This window comes from Kitasatospora sp. NPDC085895 (assembly GCF_040702125.1).
Taxonomy (GTDB): domain Bacteria; phylum Actinomycetota; class Actinomycetes; order Streptomycetales; family Streptomycetaceae; genus Kitasatospora; species Kitasatospora arboriphila.
In genome coordinates this window covers 1-21,529 of the sequence record NZ_JBFBJY010000104.1, presented here as the reverse complement: position 1 = coordinate 21,529, position 21,529 = coordinate 1, and the positions used below count along the sequence as shown (strand labels likewise).

20 protein-coding genes are annotated in these 21,529 nt (G+C 68.2%); 4 read left to right on the top strand and 16 right to left on the bottom strand.

All coding sequences use genetic code 11. The annotated features are described in order from the left end of the window. Window positions 1-71: 71 nt before the first annotated feature. The 8 genes from AB0442_RS37175 to AB0442_RS37140 all read right to left on the bottom strand — a co-directional run bounded on the left by AB0442_RS37175 (window position 72) and on the right by AB0442_RS37140 (window position 11,191). The gene (locus tag AB0442_RS37175; RefSeq protein ID WP_366167967.1) at window positions 72-368 is read right to left on the bottom strand and encodes an NUDIX domain-containing protein; all 297 of its coding nucleotides are present in this window, start codon (window positions 366-368) and stop codon (window positions 72-74) included. A gap of 140 nt (window positions 369-508) precedes the next feature. Beyond that, window positions 509-796, bottom strand: coding sequence for an NUDIX domain-containing protein (locus AB0442_RS37170; protein WP_366167966.1), 288 nt, complete (start codon window positions 794-796; stop codon window positions 509-511). 58 nt (window positions 797-854) lie between these two features. After that, window positions 855-3,869 carry an RNaseH domain-containing protein gene (locus AB0442_RS37165; protein WP_366167965.1) on the bottom strand — a complete coding sequence of 1,005 codons (3,015 nt, stop codon included), beginning with the start codon at window positions 3,867-3,869 and terminating at the stop codon, window positions 855-857. Between the two features lie 57 nt (window positions 3,870-3,926). Next, complete coding sequence (locus AB0442_RS37160; protein WP_366167964.1) at window positions 3,927-7,238, bottom strand: hypothetical protein; 3,312 nt, start codon at window positions 7,236-7,238, stop codon at window positions 3,927-3,929. Beyond that, on the bottom strand, window positions 7,228-8,487 hold the full coding sequence (locus AB0442_RS37155) for a hypothetical protein (protein WP_366167963.1): 1,260 nt from the start codon (window positions 8,485-8,487) through the stop codon (window positions 7,228-7,230). The genes AB0442_RS37160 and AB0442_RS37155 overlap by 11 nt, the downstream gene beginning before the upstream one ends. 46 nt (window positions 8,488-8,533) lie before the next feature. Beyond that, a complete protein-coding gene (locus AB0442_RS37150; RefSeq protein ID WP_366167962.1) occupies window positions 8,534-9,841 on the bottom strand; it encodes a helix-turn-helix transcriptional regulator in 1,308 nt (435 codons plus the stop codon). 399 nt (window positions 9,842-10,240) lie between these two features. Then, entirely contained in the window at window positions 10,241-10,711 is a 471-nt protein-coding gene (locus AB0442_RS37145; protein WP_366167961.1) for a hypothetical protein, read from the bottom strand. 24 nt (window positions 10,712-10,735) lie between these two features. Further along, entirely contained in the window at window positions 10,736-11,191 is a 456-nt protein-coding gene (locus AB0442_RS37140; RefSeq protein WP_366167960.1) for a type II toxin-antitoxin system antitoxin SocA domain-containing protein, read from the bottom strand. A 475-nt stretch (window positions 11,192-11,666) separates the two neighbouring features. Here AB0442_RS37140 and AB0442_RS37135 point away from each other — a divergent pair, with 475 nt between their 5' ends. Then, window positions 11,667-11,876, top strand: coding sequence for a hypothetical protein (locus tag AB0442_RS37135; protein ID WP_366167959.1), 210 nt, complete (start codon window positions 11,667-11,669; stop codon window positions 11,874-11,876). Further along, window positions 11,846-12,091, top strand: coding sequence for a hypothetical protein (locus tag AB0442_RS37130; RefSeq protein WP_366167958.1), 246 nt, complete (start codon window positions 11,846-11,848; stop codon window positions 12,089-12,091). The genes AB0442_RS37135 and AB0442_RS37130 overlap by 31 nt, the downstream gene beginning before the upstream one ends. Before the next feature lie 337 nt (window positions 12,092-12,428). Here the strand turns inward: AB0442_RS37130 and AB0442_RS37125 are convergent, their stop codons facing one another. From AB0442_RS37125 to AB0442_RS37090, 8 genes are all read right to left on the bottom strand, one after another. Next, window positions 12,429-12,824 carry a GNAT family N-acetyltransferase gene (locus AB0442_RS37125; RefSeq protein WP_366167957.1) on the bottom strand — a complete coding sequence of 132 codons (396 nt, stop codon included), beginning with the start codon at window positions 12,822-12,824 and terminating at the stop codon, window positions 12,429-12,431. Between the two features lie 162 nt (window positions 12,825-12,986). After that, complete coding sequence (locus tag AB0442_RS37120) at window positions 12,987-13,550, bottom strand: DUF402 domain-containing protein (protein ID WP_366167956.1); 564 nt, start codon at window positions 13,548-13,550, stop codon at window positions 12,987-12,989. Window positions 13,551-14,374: 824 nt separating this feature from the next. Further along, window positions 14,375-14,959, bottom strand: coding sequence for a TetR/AcrR family transcriptional regulator (locus AB0442_RS37115; protein ID WP_366167955.1), 585 nt, complete (start codon window positions 14,957-14,959; stop codon window positions 14,375-14,377). A 184-nt stretch (window positions 14,960-15,143) separates the two neighbouring features. Next, window positions 15,144-15,983: an NmrA family NAD(P)-binding protein gene (locus AB0442_RS37110; protein ID WP_366167954.1), complete on the bottom strand. Its 840-nt coding sequence runs from the start codon at window positions 15,981-15,983 to the stop codon at window positions 15,144-15,146. Then, a complete protein-coding gene (locus AB0442_RS37105; RefSeq protein WP_366167953.1) occupies window positions 15,983-16,405 on the bottom strand; it encodes a nuclear transport factor 2 family protein in 423 nt (140 codons plus the stop codon). The genes AB0442_RS37110 and AB0442_RS37105 overlap by 1 nt, the downstream gene beginning before the upstream one ends. A gap of 319 nt (window positions 16,406-16,724) precedes the next feature. Continuing rightward, window positions 16,725-17,105 (bottom strand): hypothetical protein, encoded by a 381-nt coding sequence (locus AB0442_RS37100; protein ID WP_366167952.1) that lies wholly within the window; start codon window positions 17,103-17,105, stop codon window positions 16,725-16,727. A gap of 501 nt (window positions 17,106-17,606) precedes the next feature. Beyond that, the gene (locus AB0442_RS37095; RefSeq protein WP_366167951.1) at window positions 17,607-17,735 is read right to left on the bottom strand and encodes a hypothetical protein; all 129 of its coding nucleotides are present in this window, start codon (window positions 17,733-17,735) and stop codon (window positions 17,607-17,609) included. Between the two features lie 1,122 nt (window positions 17,736-18,857). Continuing rightward, on the bottom strand, window positions 18,858-19,277 hold the full coding sequence (locus AB0442_RS37090; RefSeq protein ID WP_366167950.1) for an NUDIX domain-containing protein: 420 nt from the start codon (window positions 19,275-19,277) through the stop codon (window positions 18,858-18,860). Window positions 19,278-19,627: 350 nt separating this feature from the next. Here AB0442_RS37090 and AB0442_RS37085 point away from each other — a divergent pair, with 350 nt between their 5' ends. Together AB0442_RS37085 and AB0442_RS37080 are read left to right on the top strand one after the other, a co-directional pair. Further along, a complete protein-coding gene (locus AB0442_RS37085) occupies window positions 19,628-19,858 on the top strand; it encodes a DUF6296 family protein (RefSeq protein WP_366167949.1) in 231 nt (76 codons plus the stop codon). Between the two features lie 438 nt (window positions 19,859-20,296). Further along, entirely contained in the window at window positions 20,297-20,998 is a 702-nt protein-coding gene (locus AB0442_RS37080) for a transglycosylase family protein (RefSeq protein ID WP_366167948.1), read from the top strand. Window positions 20,999-21,529: the final 531 nt, after the last annotated feature.

The following is a 21,529-nucleotide window of genomic DNA, read 5'->3' as shown; positions in this document are numbered from 1 at the left end:
GTCAGCACCCATGACCGGCAGCCGACACGACGCGTCGCGCCCAAGGTCATCACCCTGCGACCGGCAATAGTTCACTGACTCAAGCAACGGCATTGAGCGGGAACCAGGCGGTGGGGGAAACCGGCCGGAGTGGGTGCCGCGGGCCTGGGAATGAGGCGGGCCGTGTGGCCGGTCTCCTCCCAGACTTCGCGGACAGCGGCGTCGTGCACTCCCTCTCCGACCTCGCCATGGCCGCCGGCAGGCATGTGGCTGCCCAGCCGGTCGTGCCAGATCAGTCCCACGCTCCACTGGCCCGCGTCGCGGCGCAGGAGGAACGTGCTCGCGGTCACTTCCCGAACCGTGCTGCCCGCCGTCTGCTGGTCGGTCACTGAATCACCTCGAGTTCGCTCGGATGCTGAGCGCCCGGCCGGGCGCTGCGCATTCTCGTCGTCGTACGGGGCGGGCAGACCGCGACCACGGGCCACCGATCTCGCTACCCGAGGGCCCTCGCGGCCGAATGCCCGCGAAGTCAGCCGACCGTCGCCGCAGCGAGGAGCTTGCGGGTGAACCGGTGCATGTGCGGGTCGAGTCGCTGGATGGGCTCCGCGAGCACCCGGCGCCAGGGCAGCCACTCCACGGCGGTGTACTCGCCGGGGTCGAACCAGCTGACCTCCTGCCGGCGAGCACGCAGAACAAACCAGAACGACACATCGGTGTGACTGCGCCCACCATCAGCGTGCGAGTGACGAAGTGGGCGCCGACCGAAGAAGGTAACGGTCGGCAACCGCAATTCCTCGGCTGTCTCACGCTCGACCATCGGACCGAACGCTTTTCGGCTGCACCTGTAGGCAGAAGGTCCAGGGATTCGCCCCCACTCAATCGCTGTCAGCCAGATCGAGGCCCTCAACTGCCTCGCTGAGGATCGTCCGGTCTTCGTACTCACGCGGAGCCGAGCGCCTGAAGTTCGGGTGGTCAAGATCCATCTGAAGGGCTGCGTGCAGTGGAGCGGGATACTTGGTGCGGTCCGACCACGACAACGCTTGATCACACATCCGGGCGGTGGCCACCGCCAGTCCCTCGCGCGTCAGCCCTTCACCACGGACGAACATCGGCGTGATCTCGCGACAGGTCATCGAGTACCAGGGTGCCTTCAACTCGCTCTCCGTTTGCGTTCCGACCTTCTCGGGCAGAGCCCGCCAACGGGTCTTCCACTGTCCGAACCGGGTCTTGCCGTAGTTCCTCGGCTCGGTGACGACCCACCACGACGAGTCCGGGCCCGCATCCGAGGGGCGGAACAGTTCGCTGCTCATCTTGATCCGGTCGTCGTTCGCGTACGAGAGGTAGGCGATGCTGGGCATCTCCCCCGACATGCAGTTCACCCGTACGATCCCCGCCGGCTGCATGTAGTCCGGCAGACCGTGGCCGGGAAGCCACACCCGGCCGTAGGAGTCGAACGGGTCCATGCCCTGCTTATTGTTGTGCAGGCCGGGAAAGATCCGCCGCGCCCCGTGCCCGTCGAGCATCACCGTGTACGGCATGCCGTCGAGCTCTTCCAGCACGAGGTCCTTCAGGCACTCGTTGATATCCCGGCCGGCCTCAGCCCATCGTGCGACATCGGTGGTCCCGTCTCCGGTCCCACTGTGGTTGGGGTAGTTCAGCGCGTGGCACTCGGCCTGGGCCACCCGGTACGGTTCCCAGCGCATGGCCAGGTTCGACCAGCCGAGCATGCGCCACTGGCCTCCTGGCTCTGTCGGCGGGATGAAGCAGGTCGCCATGACGACGCGCTTCGGCTCACCCCTGAACAGAGCGCTCTTCCCCTGTCGTCGGACGTGGAGACCGACGAACGCGATACGCGGGATCTCGAAGGAGTCACCCGGCGCGTACAGGGCCTGTTCGTACCGCTCGTCGATAACACCGCACGACCGGTACAGGTCCAGCAAACCCATGAACGCGGGATGATCCTTGTTGCGGTCCTTCGGGACGCCCTGCACCTTGTGGACCTTGTGGCCCGCCTTGTCGTAGGTCGTCTTGATCCCGAGAATGTTCTGACTCGGAACCGTCTCGGTCGCGAACGCGCGGCGCACCTGGAACTTCGCGTCGTTGTCCGCCAGATCCTTGCGGACCTCGGCCGGCTTCATCCCCTTGTGCTTCTCGCCGGCCCCCGGGATCTCTGTCTCGCACCAGGCGGCGATCATCACTCCCGGCTTCGCGTACCGGTCGACGATGTCCCGTGCAGCGTCGATACGCCCGTCCTCCGTGCCATGCGCGAGAAGTCGCGTCGCGCGGACGAACACCGCTTCCACGCCGTCGGCGAGGGCAACGATCTCCCCATCGGTGGGGTCCATGTCCACGTCGGCGCCGTTCGAGAACGCGAGGGCGCTGATCATCCGCAGCCTGGTCTCCTCCCTGTACCACAGGCACACGATCAGAAGCCGGTCGAGGTCCTGGTCCTGGATCGAGTCGCGTACCGCGGCGGGGGTTGGCAGCGCACAGAGGTTCAGGAATTCGCCGGCTTCCTTGCGCTGCTTCTTCTCGTCGCTTCTGAGGCTGTGAATCCGGTTGGAGAACACGCCGGGGACGTTGGTGAGGGCCAGGAAGGTCGCCTTGTCGCCGAGCGCCCGCGCGGCGAACTCGTGCAGCAGCTCGTGATGGTGCAGGCCCGCGCCACTGCCGACCTGGAAGGACCGCTGCTTGGGAATGAGCGGACGGATCATTCCCGGTTTCTCCGTGACGCGGCGTACCCGGCCGTTATTGCCCTTGGATGCGTCGAGTTCAGCGATCTCTGCCCGCACCCGCCCGTCAAGCGTCTCCAGTGCCGTGGCGTCGGCGTCCAGCTTCGCCAGGATCTCAAGCGCCAGCCGGTTCGTGCGATTCAGTTTCCTGCCGTCCAGGCTGACCAGCAGCACCGGACCGGTTGCGCGGTCGACCATGATCGTCTTTGACCACACCAGCGTGTCGTTGACGCGCCGCATGTGTGCACCGAGATTGATGACCGGCTCCGGGCGTCCGTGATGGGTGCTCATGCCCACCGAGATCCGCGACAGCGAGTACTGCGCATCTGCTGCCGACGGGTTCTCTGGGTAGCCCGCGTCCATGGCTTCTCTCGTCAGGGGGTGTGGCAGCTTGGCGAACGTCGGCCCGATCGGGTGGTCCCATGCGATCAGGTCTCCGGAGCTGTCCGGCCGGTACCGGAGCGTTGCAGTGTTCCCGGTCGGCTTCCACGCTCCGGTCCGCATCACCGGGTTGCCGGCCTCATCGGTCCTTGGCACCGGGTTGCCGTCTTCATCCTTCAACGGCTTGCCGTTGGCGTCCTTCGCCATCTCCGGCTTCTTCACGGGTTCGATCTCTCGGTCGATGAAGGGAACGGCTGCCAGCTTTTTCGCCAGGTGCCACCGCACGGCCTGGTACGCCCATGACGGCGGATCGGCGTACGCGGCTCCTTCGGCGGGCAGGATCACGTCAGCAAGGTCTCTGGTGACGCTGTCGGTGTTGGCCACCAGGTCGGCCAGCTCGGATTCGACCCGCAGCGGAATCTCGTCGACCGGGATCCCTCGGACGATGCCTTCGAGGTAGGTGAACACCTTCCGCAGCGCCTTCGGTTCGATGTCGTCGAGAGCGACCATGAACCGCAGGTACTTGTCCAGGTACACGTACCCGTCCGTGATCTGCTGGAGAACGTTCACCACGATCGAGTACGGCAGCAGGAACAGGTCCCGGTCGTCCCCCTTCTGCGCCTGCTTGCGTGCGTCCCGGGCCTGCCCTTCCAGCCCTTTCCACGTCTGCTGGGTGATCTCGCTGAACTCCCAGACCTGCGCCGTCATGCCTTTCAATAGCGCTTCGGTGCACAGGATCGTGGTGGTGGGTGCGGTCAGGTCACGGCTTCGCGCCATGGGTCGGGTACCTCGTCCTTCTTCCTCGATGCCGGCCTGGTGCCGGCGTCACGTTGCCTACTTGTTCATGTCCGCGTAGGCCAGGAACGCCTTCAGAGCCTCCCCGTACAGCTCCTCCATGACTGTGCGCTGCTCGGGGCTCCAACTCTGTTCGATGCGGCGGATGATCGCCGCCATGCCGGCGCTGAACGACGCGTCGTTCATGGACTCGTCGACGATGAACAGCCGCATGTCGGTCTCGCCGCGTCGGCCCCGGCCGGCCAGCTGGATCAGCTGCACGATCATCGTCGCGACCAGCTCCTCCTGCAGGTCAGTGGTGATGTTCGAGAAGTTCGCCGGTGACCGGAGGATCATCATCAGGCGTGCCCAGGCGGCATCCTGCGCGGCCCGGATCGCTTCCACCGGCTTGTCACTGCCGCCCGGTGGCAGGGCGTTCACGCCTGCGGCGTTCACGCTGGCGTGCAGCCATGCCGTGGCTTCGATGCTCAGGTACGGGCGTGTGCAGAGGTAGACGTCGTGGACGGCCGAGCGAACGCCGACCACGATGTTCAGACCCCGGTAGACCAGTGGCAGGGGAGCCACCAGGATCTCTCCGAGGTCGGGGAACTGGTGCAGTTCCTCGCGCGTGAGTCGTGTCACGTGCGCGGGGATGTTCTTCTCGTAATCCTGTGGCTGGTCATGGCTCTTGATCAGTACGCAGACGCGGTGGGCGAGACCTTCGGCCATTGCCACCCCGGAGGCGAGGTGCGCCGCTTGCTCATAGGAGTTCGTCACGAGAAGCGCCCTGGCCTGATTGGGCTTGCTGTTCTTGAGTTTCTTCAGGCGTCGCTGGATCTTCTGCTCGTACATCGCCTGGCCAAGTTCCCGCAGGACTGCCGGCTTGTGCTCGGCGTAGATGCCGCCGACGCGGATCGCCTCCTTGCCTTCCTTGCCGTCCCGGTGGACGGGGTCGGCGAGCACGGTGATCGACCTTGGACGTACGTCGGGAATCCACCAGCGCACAGGGGCGTGAACGTGCTCGCTGACGGCCTGCGGAAAGTAGCTGGTAGCGGACAGGCCGAGGATCGGCCGTTCCACGCCGGCCGACAACAGCGCGGTCAGGCCACCCAGCTCGGAGACGAACGTGTGCGGATCGCCGCCGATGAAGCGGGACATCAGCTCGGCGCTGGTCTCGCGGTGGTCCATGCCCTTGAGCTGGAAGCCGTTGATCGCGGAGCCGAGCATCGCCGTCGGGTAGAGGCCGGCGACGGCGGACGACTCGATGGCGTCGAGGATCTTCCTTACCGATGCCAGATCGAGATGGCGAGCCGACTGCGCCTGGCATCGCAGCTCCCTCAGTGATGACTCGAGGTCGAGCAGGACGGCGCGGGAGATCAACAGGTTGATCAGCGCGGCACGCTGCTGACCGTCTTCCACCGTCTTCGACAGAAGATCGTGAAGGTCGGTCTTGACCTCTGCGAAGTATGTGTCGCCGCGCGGAGCCACAACTGCCCGGAGCGCTTGTTGGACACCGTCCCAGTCCGTTGCTCCGTCGGGCATCTCCGGTTCGCTGTCTCGGTCGTCCTCGTGCCATCGATCGGGCATCAGGTCATCGAGGAACGCGAGCCGGCTGGAGGCGATCGGGCCGCTTTTCACGGCCTCGCCGGGAAAAAGGAGGGCAAGGATCTCCCGGTCCCTGGACTTGGCCATGCGCCAGCCGGCGTTGTCGCGGCTCGCCCCCTTCGAACCGTCGTCGACAGCGCCGGGATTCAGCTTGATGCCGTTCTTCGCGATCGACCACAGCAATACGGAGGTTGCCATGTGGTCGGCGTGGCTGAGGGAGTTGAGGATCTGCGAGGCGTGGAAGGTGGGAAGGCGCCGGAAGTCTTTGCCGATGTTCCAGAGGTCGGATTCGACGCGGCGCGATGCGAGGGTGGTCTCCGTCACGCAGGAGCTGATGACGGTGGACAGGAACGCGTCGATCTCGTCGATCACGACCGCGTCACAGCCGCGGAGAACGGTCTCCAGCACGGTCAGACCGGCCGTACCCCGCGGTCGTCCACGGACCTCCTGGCCATCGAGGACCATCCCGATGCGCGTCGTACCGGCCATCAGATTCGCGTGGCTGGTGACGATGACCGTCGCGTCCTGGGCATCGTAGAACTGGGCGAACTTCCCGCAGTCCCGAACGAACGGGCAGGCGTGCGGGGTCTCACCGCCTTCGCCCACGGCGGTCAGGGTGAAGCAGTTCTCTTCACCGTGCGGATAAAGGTCGTGGGGTTCCATGAGGGGGCGCTGTCCGCAGCCGTAGGCGAGCAGCCCGATATCAGCCTTCCGGCGCGTCTGCCACGCGGTGATCTCCAGGTTTGAGTTCAACGCGGCGCGGGTCAGGGCACGGCGGTACATGCCCCGGGGCGAGAACAGCGCGGCTACCGTGTGAAGTTTCTTGAGGTGCTTCTTCTTACGAAGCCATGCGAAGTCGTTGGCGATGGTCCATCGCATGTCGAGGGTCGACTCCACGTCGGGGACGACCAGGGCGATACGGAACCCGTGGAAGGCCGCCCATGACGCGAGAACGCGAGTGAGCACGGTCTTCCCGCTGGCTGTAGGCGCGTTGAGGAGGTTCACCAGGCCGGAGATCATGGCGAACTCCGTCAGAGTGTCGTCGGCGGTCTGCAGCTGCTTGAAGAACTTGGTCAGGGTGTTGTGCAGATAGGCCTTGTCGGGGTCCTGGCCGTCGAGGAGTTCGGCGATGTGCAGCAGCTCCTCGACGATGGGCGCGATACGCTCTCGGTAGGGGCGGGTGGTGAGAGTGGGCAGCGCTTCGTGCCCCGGGGCTTCGCGGAACGATCCGGTGCGGTGGAAGGTGATCTGGCGGCGGGTGACGCCGTGCTTCTCGCCGAGATGGGCGGTACGCGTCTTCCACGTGCCGGGGCCGGCGAAGGGGTGGGCGCGGCGCCGTTTCCCCCACGTAAAGAACTGATCGGTCCGGCTGTGCGCGTAGCCGAGGAAGTCACTGCCAGCGCGGACGTGGGCAGCGTCGGCTTGGAACGGGTCGTCGCCGTCGAGGATGATCGTGCCTCCGGACCTGTCGTCGGGGTCGTCGTCGAGGGTGAACGCACCGATCAGGTCCAGGACGGCGCTCTTGAGTTTCTGTTCACTGGCCCACTCCGGCGGGGTGAGGAACATGACCTGTCGGATCAGGTTGCGCTCAGTTGTGGTGAGGGTGGGCCACCCGGACCAGGCTTGAGGTTTGCGGTGGGCGAAGAACGTCGCATCACGGAAGGCGGCCACCACCTTCCCGTTGGAGCCGGTGCGGGGGAAGTAATGGGCGGTCAGCGCGAGCACTGACATGACTGCTGCTTCGTCGGCGCGTCGCTCATCGGCCATCGCGGGGGTTCTCCTTGACCTTCTGAACGACCATCGTCAGGTAGTCGGTCGCAGTGATCGCTTGCAGGTCGTAGAGGCGCCCGGCGGCGTTGAGGTGATCGACCTGTTCGCTCCGGTGGTCGGGGACGATGAGCCACTTCGCTCCGCCTCCGTCGCCGGCATCCCTGTGGACCTTGGTGATCAGGTGGTTCTGCCAGGTGTAGTCCTTGAAGTCCGCGCTGAACAGAACGTCGCGATTCGGGCTCATCACAGCGTGGTCGAAGGTGTCGTTGAACGGCCACAACGCTGGGGTGTAGCCGGTGCCGGCCAGATCTTCTTCGAGGGCTTGGTGAATTTTCAGTTCCGGCAGCCCGGACACAGTGGTGTAGCGCCACACCGCCCGGTGCAGCGCCAGGTACTCGGACGCCCGAAGAGGCTGCGGAATGGGGGGAAGTGTGCCGGTCCACAGCCGGGCGTGACGTGCGGACGGCTGCCGGCATTCGAAGGCCGGGTTCAGAACGGGCGGCTCGCTGCCCGAGGTAGGGGTGAAGACGTACACCGACCCGGTGTCGGCGTGCCAAGGGTAGAGGCACTGCACGGTCCCCCGAGCTCGTCGGCCACTGCCGGCGAGGGTGATCTTCATCGGCCATCGGCATGCCGTGCACGGGAAGAACCATCCCTGATACTGGGCGTATTGCTCGACCGGCTGGTAGAAGCGGTTGGCCTGGATCGGCAGAAGCAGATCCGGCAGTTCGCTGGTGGGGACAACAGGACAGGTGATCAGCGTGGTGCGGTGGCGCTGGTAGAAGTCGCCCTTGATGGACCTGAAGACGGATTCCTGGCTGTACTCCGCATCGAGGCCCTGCGCCGTGACGCCTTCGGGTTGCTTGCCGAGCTTCGATGCCTTCCAGCGAACCAGTTCGGCCTCGTGGCGGAAGTCGAAGCCGCCTGCGGTCGGGATGCCTTCGGGGTCCAGAAGTCTGACCCCGCCGAGATCCGTGGCATCGAGCCATGAGGGGATGAGCCCGTCGAGCATTCCAGCGTGGTTGCCGCTGAGGCGGTCCAGGATGTCAGCGAAGGTTACCCGGTGCCCAGGGCCAAATGCGGCCATCAGGGAGCTGTGGGCCTGCAGGAGTCGTTCGACTCTTTCCGCCGGTTTCAGGTCGGCATGAGTCGCGGCGTTGGAGCAGACCTCGAACGCCTTCACGACCTCAAGGAGGATGGTGCCGTTGTCCCGCCGTCCGGGCGGCTCGCTTGGATCGTCGTCCACGGGACGGAGTCTAGACGCGGGAGCGTGAACAGTTCTCCACGCTCCGTCACATTGGTTCACTCAGATGTCTTTCAAGCCCTTCGGTGTTGACGCGCGGGTACAGCTCCCGGTACACGGCGAGGTGATCGGCGGCGTGGCTGATCCCCGAACGGGTCGGGTACCAGTAGTGCGGCCCTCCCACGGCGCCATGGGGTTGCCGGTGCTCGATGAAACCCCGCGACGGCACCCCTTTGCGGATGGAGTGACCGACCGCGAGATAGTGAGTGCCCCGGCCTGGAACGTCTCCGTCGGAAATCGGCGCACGAGTGATGACCCGCACCAGGACGCGCCACAACCACTCGGACAGCATTCCCGGTGGTGTCGCCGGGCATTCGATACCAAGTCCGGCACGAGCGGCTGACCGCCCGGCACGGGTCAGCTCCACACGCGTTCTCCTCACCTCCCCGATCGGCTCGACACGCACGGCGTCGTGGTGGCACACGATCAGACCACGACGCTCCAGCGCGCTCAGGGAGGAACCAGCCCCCGGATCGTGAACACCAGCCGCACGCAGGCGCTCCTGCGCGGGGCTGTAGCCGACCACTGACGCGGGGGCATGCAGGCAGAACAACAGCCTGCGCCACTCGACCACCGGGATGTAAGGGACACCATCGAGGTGTCGTTGTGCCTGCTGCTGCTCGTGTTCCTGGTCTTGGTGGAACAGCTCACGAAGGTAGAGCTGTTGGCGTTCGTTCAGAGCATCCCAGGCTTGCTGTGCGCCCTCGGACGGAGCGCGTTTCGACGCTGGGGCGAGATCCGGCGCGGCAACGGTCGAGTTCGTCCTCCGCCACGCGTCGGCCAGCAGGCGGGTAGGAACCCGGTACAGGTTGGCAAGAGCCCTGGCGATCGTCCCGCAGTCCTGCACTGACCGCCACGGCCGGCCGGGGACAGTGTTTCCCTGCTCCAAGGCGCGGACTTTGTCAGCAGTGATCTTCATGTGGGCGGTGGTGCGCTGCTTGCGCAGATGCGCGGCTACCTGCTCGGCGCTGAGTGAAGCTCCCCGCCGCAGGTCGCGCAGGGTCTCCTCACCGCGTCGGCGCTCTCCGATCGCCTGGGCATCACAGCCCAGCACGGCCAGCACACGACCAAAGTAGCGGTCGCCGATCTCCCGCCGGCCGGTCTCCCAGTAGCGGACGGCGCGAGTGGTGACGCCGACCAGCTCAGCAAACTCCTCGATGCTGAGTCCGGCGTACTCGCGTCGGTACCTCAAATTTGCATGCGTGCCAGCCGTCATGATGTACAGGAAAACGCGGGGGAACTGTTCACTGCAACCATGCTCGTCGAAGAGATGACGCGCTGCTCGCCATTGCTCCACCAGGACCACTGTGTCGCGCCAATCGTTGCTGCAACGGATGAGCCATTTCCCGCGCCGCGACCTCGGCAACTGAATGCCAGCCTGGCCAGCAACGTGCCGCAGACCAGAGAGGACTACCACCCTCTCCCCGCCGCGGTGAAGCAGGAGCGGGAGAAGCACGCAGAGGCATGGCACGACGTTGACGACACCTAGCAGCGGCGGATCTCCATGGCCGAACTCCGTACGAAACATGGAGGTCTGGAACTGCTCCCGGACAACTGGCAGCGGTTCTGGCTCACGCCCCGCTGTCGATCCTCGACCTCCTTGCCTGCGACCGGGAGCAGCAGTGTGGCAGGCGCTCGGCCGGACAGTCGGCGCAGGCGGCAGTAGTGACCAGGCTCCGCCCCTCCCGGACAGGGCTCAAGTGTTCTTGAGCTTGGAGGGGTATACCTCGTGTCGACGGTCCCACCAGACAACGTGGAAGACGTGTCCGTCCAGGAAGCCGTACAGTCGCTGGAGGCCGGTGAGTTCGAGGCGCTGGATCTTGGTCATGTCATCGCGGCCGATCTCGACGAGCCGGTTCAGGGCGTCATTGCAGAGACCTCCGGGCAGGTCGTACTCCTTGAAGGTTCTCCAGGTCTGGCGGAGCTCCGCGATCGTCATGGACTCGAAGTCCTTCAGCTTCCGCAGCAGCTCGCAGACCTCTGCCGACGTGGCGCCGTCGAAGCACCAGCGACTGTCGTGGTCCATGTGGGTGAAGCGCCAGGTCAGCCGATCGTTGGTGGTGCTGGCGTTCGGAAGGAGGTCCTTCGTGTTGCCGACGTTCTTGCCGACGCTGATCGGCCCCGGCAGACCGACGCTCTTCCCCCCGACGGGGCGCTTCTTCGCCACGTGCTTGCCGTCCCCCGACTCAGGTCAGTTAGCGCTGCGGTTCACCAGCGCACCGAAGAAGTCTTCCATGTCCTCGTCGAGGAGGGGCTCCCTGCTGCGATCCAGGTCTGCGACGCCGGCACGCTGGCGTGCGATGACCCAGGGCCCATCCTGGTGGGTCATGGCCGACAGCTCGTGGGCGGAGTAGCCAATGAAGGCATCGAGGACCAGGTCGACGGACTCGGCTTCGCCCTGGTCGAGGGCAGCGGGGTCGCCCGTGATATCGCCGGCGTTCAGCTGGAAGCGGCGGCGGTGCAGGGCGTACAGCTCGGGGGCGACCGGCCCGTTGGCCCAGGCCTCGAAACGCTCCGGGAACAGGCTGCGGTCTTCCCATGCGAGGTGGTAGCCGTAGGCGAAGTAGCAGAGCTTCTGGAGCTTCATGGCGGACATCGGCCCGTGCTTGTCGAGGATGTATGCGGCTACATCCCTCACGTTGGCCATGACTGTCGCCTCCTTCACTGGCTCTGTCTACACCGTAACGACTGGCCCGCCGGGTGGTGTCGGCGGGGGCCGTTCGGCACGCAGTGCCATCCCCCCATTTGGTCTCAGGCTAGCGCTTGCCGCTGACGGCGTCTGCCGCTTGCACGAGGGTGTGACCGAACAGCAATAATTCGAACACTCACTCGAACACCGGGAGTCGTGCAGGCCCCGCGGGCCCTCTCTGACCCCGGTCGGCGGCCAGGCCTGAAGGCGTCCCGGCGGCACTGTATCCGCCCCTGGACTGCGTCGGCGCGCCGACTTCACAATCCCACGATCAGAGGCACCCGGCCGATCTACGCTGACCCGGAATGCGCCAGGAAGAGATCGGATGCACCAGATGCGCCAGGCGAGGGCCTCCGATGCCAAGCCGATCGCCAAGATGGTGCGGTCCCGCTCCGCGTGACTGTCCGCGCGAGGACCCAGTGAGTGCGCGGAGATGGCGGACAAGTACAGCTCGCAGGCGGGTAACCCGGCTTTCCCTGTGTGGGTGCTCGAGCATGAGACCGAGGGCGTCGTCGGCTGCACCTCCACCTACGGCAACGAGGCGCTGCCCGAGTTCGCGTTCAGCGATGAGGAGCGGCAGAGCCGACGCTCTTCCTTGCCACCACGTTCACCGTGCCGAACTCGCATCGCCTCGGTCGGCTGATCGCTTGGTGGGCGTTGAACCGTGCGGCGGAGCAGGGCCTCGCGTGGGTTCGCCGCGGCACGGGGCAGGAGCAGCTCGCCCGCTACTACCAGGAGGCGCAGGGTTGGGACTTGCTGCGCATCGTGGATCGGCGCGGGGCGAAGGTGTTCTTCCTCCAGCGCGAAGCCAAGGCGCTGCCGGAGCTGGTCGACCTGATGGCCAGCCGCGGCCTGTAGCCGCAAGCCGAGGGCCCGCAGCAGGCGATCTGCTGCGGGCCCTCGATCCGTTCTCAGCATCGGCCGAAGGGCGGATGCGCCTTCGTGCAGCGCGGCCCGCTGGGAGTGCCCGGGTGAGGCTCGCAGCGGAGCCGTGCACACTTTGCCACCTGGTTGGCAACCTCTGTCGACTCGCCGGCGAGATCTTCTTCGACGCCAACCCGTCCTCACAAGCCACGCGCTGCACACTCGTCGGGTCGGCCAGCAGGGTGCCGGCGACTTCCACCTCTGGATCTGCGCAATGACCGGGCATGCGTTCATCGGATTGTGCGAATGCCGTTACACCGTCGCCGCGTGGCTACTCTCGGCGGCCGAGCTGGTGGCGATCAGGGGCATCAGCCAGCTCTCGACCCGCCACTGGGTGGCCGCCGCGCAGTCCGAGGCCCCACTCCGCCTGGTGGAGGGCGAAGCCGATGGTGGCGGCCTGCTGGGGTTCCGTGGCCAGGCGGGCATACCCGGTCAGCCGGTGCTCGCCGAGGTGGGTGACAGCGAGGCCGCACTCGGTCCTTGGGCTGTCCTTCGCCGAGTTCATCGAGCGGTCGACGATCGCCTGGACCTGGTCGAGGGTGCGGGGCTCGAAGCTGAGGTGCCGGGTGGCTTCGGGATCGCCGTAGATCGCCAGGAGGGCGGCGGTGTCCTCGGGTTCGATCTCGCGCAGTGCCAGACGGGGGCCGGCCAGGTGGACTGGGGTCATGGCCGCGGAGCCTACCTGCGGGGTCACCGGATGAGGACCGAAGTGGGGATGGCCGTGAACGCATCGGAACCACCCCTCGTGCTGGCGCCGTCGTCGGATCCGGCTACGAGCGCACAGCAGCCACCCGCAGCGCATCAGCGCCTGGAACGTACCAATAGGCCGTTACGAAGCAGGGGGCACGGATCCGAGGATGGTGCTTTCCGGCAGGATGGGTAGGGGCCAGGTGGCATCCGGCGTCCAGGCGGGCCACGGCTCGGCGAAAGGCCCCGCCCGGTCCTGTAGAAGGCCGAGTGCCCGTTCGCGGGCCTGCTCGACCATCCGGTGGTCGGCGTCCGTGACGAACCCGAGCCGGCGCCCCTGCTCGTATTCATCCTGGTCCTTCCACCACCATCCGGACAGGTCCGGCTCGACCACCAGGTCCACGAGCAGATCCAGCGTGTCGATCCCGGCACGGGTCCGGACCACCGGCCGCTCGAAGTTCACATACAGGCGCAGCGGCCGGGCCGTCACCGGGTCCTGGAAGTAGTGAAGGGAGAAGGTGTCCCCCGGCTTGAAGCGCGCCTGCACGACGGTGTGCTGCCAGGTCCAGGGGCCGAGCTCCCAGGTACCGGCGGCAAGATCGTGCAGGCCGTTGTTGCGTGTGGTGTCGTCGCCGGTGCGCAGCGCGGTGGTCCAGGTGGTGGGGGCGAGTGAGCGGATGCCGGGCCAGTAGGCGAGGTGGAGCACGCTGCCGGTGTCGGTGATCGTCCGGTAGGGCTGGGCCGACCACACCTTGCCGTGGTGGATGTCGCGGCGGACCACCGTAGTGCCGGGCGGAAATCGGGCGCCCGGGCCCGGCTCTGCGGGGGGCGGTCATGGCCGTCTCCAGGTCTGGCATACAGGTTCGTGCCAGGTGGTTCGAATGATCATGCCGTCTTGGGAGAGCCGTTCGCTCGACCAGGTCCGGCAGCACCCGTCGCCGCTGTTCGGTGCCGAAGTTGGTGGCCGCTCGGTGCAGACCGAAGCGGCAGGAGCAGGCTCGGAGGGCGCGGCCGTGCGGCGGCGACGGTGGCGGTGTCGTCTGATCGAGGGTGTCGTCATGCCGCAGGCTCTGCCCATTCGCGCGACCGGTCGAACCCAGCCATCACCCGAACGGAGCAGCCCAGGGTCGCCGCTCACCGATACCGGCCAGCCGCTGCCGGCAACCGGCCTGGCACGTCATCAACACCCGCCGCCCACTGCGCGTATCTGTCGCGGTCGATCTTCGGCTGCGGTCCTCAGCGGATGTCGACGGCGGCAACTCCTTGGAGGACCTCTTTGTTTTCCCGAGCGGCCTCGAGGCTGCCACGAAGACGCCACGGCATCTGGAAGTTCTCCGCGTGGTCGCCTCCCTCGAAGCGAGGCATTGCACTGACCTCGCGGACATATACAACGCCCTGGCAGACTCCCTCTCCTGCACGGCTGGCGCGGAAGCGGCGGTTACCGGCGTGGGCCCGAGTAGCGGGTTCGAGGTGCCCCGTGGGCCGGGTAATGGAGTCGGCAGCTGTGGCTGTCCTCCGTCCGACCAGTCCTCATGGTGTGGGGTCGGGACCGAGGGCGTTGTCGACGAAGGCTGCCAGCGTGGACCGTATCTCCTCGGGCGTCACCTTCTGATCGTCGATCAGGTGGGCTACGAGGTCGGCGCGGACGGCGGCCAGCAGGGCGTGGGCGGTGAAGTCCGTATTGCGGACGCCGGGCACGCGGTCCAGCGCCATACGCAGCGTCTCGTGCCACCAGCCGTAGTGTTCCGCCCGGTACGGACTGCTGAGTCCGGCGTCCTCTGCGGCCGACATCAGGTTCCGGTTCTCGATCTTGAACCGGAGTGCGGCGTCGAGGAGGTCCAGCACCTGCTGCCTCGGAGCCGATCCGGGTGCATCCAGCGCCTTAGCCTGCGCCTGCCGCAGGGGCTCCAGGCGCGAGGTGATCACGGCGCCGATCAGGCCGGCGCGGTCGCCGAAGCGGCGGAAGAGAGTGCCCTTGCCCACGCCTGCGGCCGCGGCGATCTCATCCATTGACACGGCCTGCGGGCTGCTGCTGGCGGCGAAGAGGGCGTCGGCGGCGGCCAGGACGGCTTCGCGGTTGCGCAGGGCGTCCGCACGCTCGGTGCGCTGGGCCACGCCTCCTCCTTGGTCTTCGGGTTCTCCCGGCCCCGGAATGATATTCCTCCGGTCCGCGAGCGGGACCGCTCCGTGTTCGAGGGGCAGTGGGCAACCGCGGCCCCGCTCCTGGCAGAAATCGGCTGCGGCCGGGGTGTAGGGCCGGGCGGGTGCATCTTGCGGTACCGGCGTCTTGTTCAACCGTTCATCGGACCTCCCGTTCGACGAAGGCGCGGAACGTCCCCGGGGGACGGCCGGTGAGGCGCTCGACGGCATCCGTGGTGCGGTCCTCGGCGCCGGCGGCGATGGCGCGGTCCATGCCGGCCAGCATGGTGGCGAACTGCAGCGGGATCTCGGCCGCCCAGCGGTCGCGCAACTGCTCGAAGGTCACGTGCCGGTGCACGACCGGCCGCCCGGTGACCTCGGTGATGGTCGCAGCGACGTCGTCGTGGGTGAGGGTCTGTGGCCCGGTGAGGATCAGGTCGGCGTTGGCGGCCTGCCGGTCGGTGAGAGCCCGCACGGCGACGAGGGCGATGTCCTCGGCGTCGATGAACCCGACGCGCCCCTGTCCGGAGGCCGTGAGGATGGCGCCGGCCTCGCGGATGGAGCGCGCGTGCGGGGTGTCACCGGTGAAGTTCTGCATGAACCAGGAGGGCCGCAATACCACCCACTCCTCGAACAGCCCGGGCAGGGCCTCGTGGACCTGGCCAACCGCCGGACCGCCAGCGGGGATCGCGGAGGAGCCGAGGAGCACCACGCGGCGCATTCCTGCCGCGCAGGCCTGCTGGAGGAAGGGCAGCATGACGGTGGCCGGCTCCGAGGATCCGACGGGCGGGACCAGGTAGGCGCGATCGACGCCGGCCACGGCCGCGTCCCAGGTCGCGGGCTCGTTCCAGTCGAAGCGCACGGCGTGCGCGCCCTCGACCGGGGTGGCCGTCCGGTTGGCAGCCCTGACGCGGTGGCCGGCGGCAAGCAGGGCGGCGGTGACGCGGCGGCCGGTGGTACCAGTAGCCCCGGTGACCAGGACGGAGTGGGAGGTCGTCATCAGTGCATTCCTGCGAAGTCGGCGCCGGGCCGAGACACGGCGATGGGGTTCCAGTAGTCGCGGTAGGAGCTGATGAGCCCGTCCTCGACCGTGACGACGGCGATGTAGGTCATCTCGAACGGGCTGCCGGTCTTCACCAGCCGGCCGACTCCGCGCATCTCCGCCACGATCGTCCCAGGGGTGATTGTCTGATGGATCGTCACATCGGGGAAGTCGCACAGGTCGATGTGGTCGGGGTAACGGCGCATATAGTCGCCGATCGCCGCCTTGCCGTCGAGGCGTCGGGGCCAGCCCTCGGGCGCGAAGGGGAATTCGAGGACGCCGTCTTCGTGCCACAGGTCCACCCAGGCGGGGATGTCCTTGTCCAACAGCAGTTGCAGGCCGTGCCGGTACAGCTCTGCGGGTGTCGCGGGGATTGTCATGCTCGAGGCTTCCGTTCTGCTCGACGGCGTCGCAGCGGCCCGGCCCGTCCGGCCGGAGCGCGACAGAAAAACGGACCGTCGGTCCGATTCCTGAATCATACGGACCGTCAGTCCGTTTAACAAGGCTGAGTGCTGCCGACGCCGCGATCGCCGCTCACCGGCCAGCAATGCCACTCACATCGGCGCGACGTACTCCGCGGATCCGGCTCGGGGCCCGAACCGGCGCAACCCGACCCGGCATGAGTGGGAGCCCGACACCGGCCAGGCCCCACGGCTTGTGGCAGAAGGCAGTGGTGGGCATGCCGAAGTCTGCTCTGACCTAGTGATTCATGTGCCGGGTGGAAGGTTGTGCAGTCGACGGACGGCATGATGCGCGTGACACGGGTGCCCGCGCCGCGCCGAGCCTGATCCCGGACCACAGCCGCGCACCAGCCAGGCGCAGTGACCGGAACGAGGAACCGGACAGCAGGTCCAGCTCGGCACCCTCCAAACCGGCGGCAGTCCGGCCCGCGGCGCTGATAGCGGACACCATCGCGGCGTCCACCCACAGGTCGCGCGGACCCCGCTCCATACCCGCCGCCCCGTCATCGGCGACCTCGATCTGCGGGCCGTCGCCAGCGGCGAGGAACACCGTGTCCTCGGCCGTTCCCGGCGCGTGCCAGCGGTGCCACACCCCGGGTGGCAGATGGGCGAACGTCACCCAGAAACCGTGCTCGGCCGAGTCTGGCGGCGCGAGCGCGGCAATGCGACGGCGAGAGCAGCCCCGACCAGCGTGATCTCCTACAGGGGAAGCCACCCGGCGACACGGTCGCGACTGTGGCCGCCGGGGATCCGCCTCGCGCTGCATCATCCGATCGAATGGCCGCCGTTGTCGCACCTGTGGACTACGGTGCTGTCGCGGCCGCCTTCCGGGCGGGCCGTGGTCTTCGGCGGCACCCGGGCGAGGTCAAGCCCGCTCACCAACCCAGACGGTCGAGCGCGGCGCGTCAAGGAGTGCCCGAAGGCCTGCGTGGCCCCGCCGCCCACACCGGCCGGGGCCGCGCAGTTTCCCACCGAACTCCGCCCGATGACCGGCGCCGAAGCCACCGCCGACCGCCCGCAGGGACGAGTACGAATTCGGCACAGCGCACTCCCGGCAGATGCCGTCGTGGTCCCGAGAGAGGGTGAGTCGCCGGTGGCCGGGCAGGGAGTCATTCGCCAATCAGTCGGCTGCCGCGTACAGACCGCGGCCGGTGCGCCGGATCCGCGAACCACTGGCGAGACGCTCCAGCATCGTGCGCACCACGTCGACGGCGCCGCCGGTGCTCTCCAGGCCGAGGTGCTCTGCCACCTGGCGGGCCCGCAGAGGTTGATCAGCCTGCCGGATAACGACGAGCACCCTATCGGCGTCGGTCAGCCGCCGCCGTCCCTTCGACAGCTGAGGCACCGCCTGGTCAGATACGACCGGCGCCGTCTTCGCCCAGGCCGACTTCTCGGCCCTGTCCGCAGCCGCGCTCCGCGTGGTCGCCTTGGTCTCCGTATTCCCCGCGTCACTCCAGCGGCCACCGTCTTGGCCGCTCTGCCCGCTGCCGTCTTCTTCGCACCGGCGGCCGGCGGCTTCTGCCCGTTCGGTCCGGGTGCGTCTGCCACCCCGCCCAGACCCCCAGCGGCGACGCTTCTCGCCGCCCGGCCCTTCCAGCGGCGGTCTTCCACAGGGTGCTCTTCCTTCCCCCCGCCTTCGCCACCGGAACGGCAGCCGGTCCTGCAGCGGCCTCCGTCTGCTCGGCAGGCTCGACGACGTAGGCGAGCTCTGCGGGCTCACCCGTACCAGCGAATGTCCCATCAACCCCCTGTGCAGGAGCAGCCTCCGGACCCTCCCGCAAACCGGCCGGAGCCCCGGGCCGCATCCTCAGGACGTTCGCCCCACGGCACGACCTCCCGACCCACTGCCGTCTGAACACCACGAGGCACACGGGCAGGCATGAGCCCCGGTCCGAACGGCAGCGCACTCCTCACTGAGCCAGACCCGGTGACCGGGTTCCCGCGGACATCCAAAGGCACGAACGCAGCACAGGGCCACGAGCGCACGGCAGGCCGATCCGACAGTTGCTCCATCCGAGCGTGGGGCCAAACCGCTGACCGCATGGCCTCGAGGAACTGGCCGACAACTTGAACGTGCTGGTACGGCTGCAAACCGAGAGTGAGGCCGACGGCCTGGCGGATGCCGCGGGACGCTCCGATCCGCTGGGCGAGAGTCAGGGCCTGATACGCGATGGCAGCGTTGTGGGGGATGCCGGTGCTCGCGCTCGCACCGGGGGCACAAGACACCGCTGCGCAGCTGCGGCCGGTGCAGCCGAAGGAGCCCGGCAGTTCCGGTGCGGCTCGGCCGGGGAGAGGCCTCTGGCCTGGCTGACTGGCACCAGACCGCAGAGGCGGGCCGGTGCCAGGCCAGGGCCACGCAGGCCACACGGCTCTACGGCGCGGAGGTGAGATCGCCCGTGCCAATCGCGTCGCGCAGCGCTTCCTTGATCAGGGGCGGCATCAGGTTCAGCGCGTCGACGGCGTCGGCCGTGACCGGGACCTCCTCCAGGAGGTACTCGCCGCGGTCGTCGCGCCGGAATTCGAGACCGGTTCGATTGTCGAAATTCCAACTGGTGATTCGGGCGGTGTAGAAGTGCTCGACCTCGCCTTTGTCGTTCGTCAGCTCGCGGAACGGGTGCAGGTCGGTGGCTTCACCGGCGATCTCCTCACGGATCTCGCGCAGCAGCGCGGCCTCCAGACCGGCGTCTTCGTCCTCGACCCCGCCGCCGATGTCTCCGGGCAGGCGGCGGGTGGGCCGCATCGCCCAGGTGCCGGTGTCGTCCGCTTCCGCGGCGGTGGTGTGGCCGGTCATGGGTGTGTTCGGGCGGCCGGGCACACCGGTTCGTGCCAGGTGGTGGCCACCACCGTCCCGCACGGGAGCAGGCGCTCCGTGCTCCAGGTCAGGCAGCAGGCCACGACCGGGGACGGACCGGACTCTTCGACCGCGGCGGCTGAGAGGGCGGGCGCGGCGGAGCATGCGGTGATGATCGACCCCGTCCCGTGGCGCACCACCATCCCATGTGTCGGCCGCTCCGTGTGCGAGGCCGTACCGGGCGGCGGGGCCATACCGGCACAGGCACAGGCCCCACCGGCGGCCCGCGGGCGTAGTGTCTGGACACCGCCACCACGTGCGGCGCAGCAAGACCCGAAGGGAGCATCGAGATGGCACTCGCGCACCGCTACCTGATCATCCTGCCCGGCCGGCCGGGCTGCCACGCCCCGCAGTCCAATACGGTCGTCACCGCCACCGGCCGTACCGGCCCCGGCGGCCACCCCGTGTACACCGACGAGACCGGCCGTCTGCGCGTGGAGATCACCGACCACGGCACGGCCCGGCTGATCACGCCCACCCCGCTCCACCACGGCCCGCTGCACGCCGAACCCCTCCCCTGACGGGCCGGGCCGACCATCCGGGCGAGCAGGCCCGTCGCCGGGACAGCGGCCGGGGATCTGTGTCCTCGCCCGCGGGGTGCAGCCATGTCCGGCCCGGCACCCGCGCCGGCGGATGCCGGACCAGCGCCCGGCATCCAGCCCTCAAGGCCCAGCCGGCCGTCTGTCGGACACGGTGCTTCTGCACACCGTCTGGGGCCGCAAACGCCCCGGGCTGCCCGCAGGGCGCGTCCGCGGCAAGAGCGCCGCTCCTCGGCCCGGGGATGGAAGGACGCGGCCTGTCCCGGGTGGCGTGGTGCGCCCGGGTGGTCGCACGCGGCCGGGCGGGTGACCTTGTGGGATGTCGGCCGGACGGGCGCGGTGGGATGTGGCAACGGTGGGAGGGCGGTGCCCCGGGGTGCCGGCCGCCCGATCGCCGACCTCTCGGGAGTGTGTTCCGCCGTGTCCATCGCCCACCGGATCCTGCAGCTGCTCCTCGCCTTCGCCTGCGCAGCGGGCCTGTGGGCCGCCTTCGCCGGTTCCGTGCAGGCTGTCCCCACGCATGCCTCGTCCGCCGCGGCGAGCACTGTCGCCACCGCGGCGAACGCTGCCGCCGGGCAGGGCGTCGACTGGGACAAGGTCGCGGCCTGCGAGAGCGGCGGCCGCTGGCACGCCAACACCGGCAACGGCTACTACGGCGGCCTCCAGTTCAACCAGGCCACCTGGAAGGCCAACGGCGGCACCGCCTACGCGGCCCGCCCCGACCTCGCCACCCGCGAGCAGCAGATCACGGTCGCCGAACACCTCGCCGCCCGCCGGGGACTTGCCCCCTGGCCCGTCTGCGGCGCCCGCGCCCACCGCACCACCGGCCACCACACCATCCCCGCCCCGCGCCCGGCGCAGCGGCCCGCCGCCGAGCCGCCGACCGTCTCGCAGCCGCTCTCCGGCCAGAGCACGGCGGCCGCCGCGCCGGACACCACCGCCCCCGGCACCGCGGAAGATGGCACCGCCACGGTCGTGGTGCAGGACGGCGACACCCTCGACGGCATCGCCCAGGCCCTCGACGTCCCCGGCGGCTGGCCCGCCCTCTACGCCGCCAACGCCGACACCATCGGCGACAACCCCGACCTCATCCTCACCGGACAGACTCTCCGCCTGCCCTGACGGCTCCTCGGGTCGGCGGCAGCCCACGCCAGGGCACGTCACACCCTGCAGTACCGCCCCGCCGGCCGCAGCATTCGCGGCCGATCCACCGCGTCCGACAGCAGGGCAGCCACCGCAAACGCCTCCCCCGCTGTGACGGCGACGTCGTGGCCCTGGCTCGAACCACGGCGGGTGGTCGGCGGTGGCCGGCCGGGCTCGAAGCTCCGGCACGCACACAGCACGGGCTGCCGGCCCTCGGGCAGGAGCAGCAGGCGGCAGGACGATGGGCCGGGTGTCGGCCACTCGTGCGGGTGAGTTGCCGTGTCGCCCCGCGGGGCCGCCCGTCCGGGCCAGGAGACTGACTGCGCCAGTGAGGACACGGACCGAAGGATCGAGATGACGCAGGGCACTTTGACATCCTCCCCCGGCTAAAGCCAGGGGATTCCGGCCGCGCCTGCGGCACGGGGCTTGCGCCCTGGTCCGCTGGCGTTCCGGTGGGTTCCTGTTTCAACGGGCTGTGCCTGGCGTGGGATTGCCACGCCGGGTCTTACC